We start from the raw sequence: 305 nt of genomic DNA, 5'->3' as shown, positions 1-305 counted from the left end.
CCAGGCTGCCCAGGTTGGTGCCCGAGGCATAGGTCAGCACGGCATCACCGGCATGCCCGGTGAAGGCATTGACGAAGTTCAACGCCGCACCGTGGGTGATCCCCGACAGATCGATCTTGTCCTGGCCGCTGACAAAATCCATGATCCGGTCGGCGGCCTTGGGTGCCGAGTCGGAAACGGCGGCGAACACGAAGGTATCGTTGCCCGCCCCGCCCCACAGCTTGTCCGCGCCGCCCGCACCGTAGAGGATGTCGTTGCCGGCACCGCCACGCAGTTCATTGGCGGCATCGTTGCCGATCAGCAGG

General features: G+C 65.2%; 1 protein-coding gene. It reads right to left on the bottom strand.

Annotation, left to right across the window (positions count from 1 at the left end):
* The coding region (locus HYE77_RS32450) for a M10 family metallopeptidase C-terminal domain-containing protein (protein ID WP_177070621.1) at positions 1–305 on the bottom strand (305 nt) is incomplete at both ends.

Origin of the sequence: Pseudomonas sp. IPO3774 (assembly GCF_013386835.1) — a bacterium.
Classification (GTDB): Bacteria; Pseudomonadota; Gammaproteobacteria; order Pseudomonadales; family Pseudomonadaceae; genus Aquipseudomonas.
Note: the sequence above shows the minus strand (reverse complement) of the source record. Positions and strands in the feature narration are given on the sequence as shown.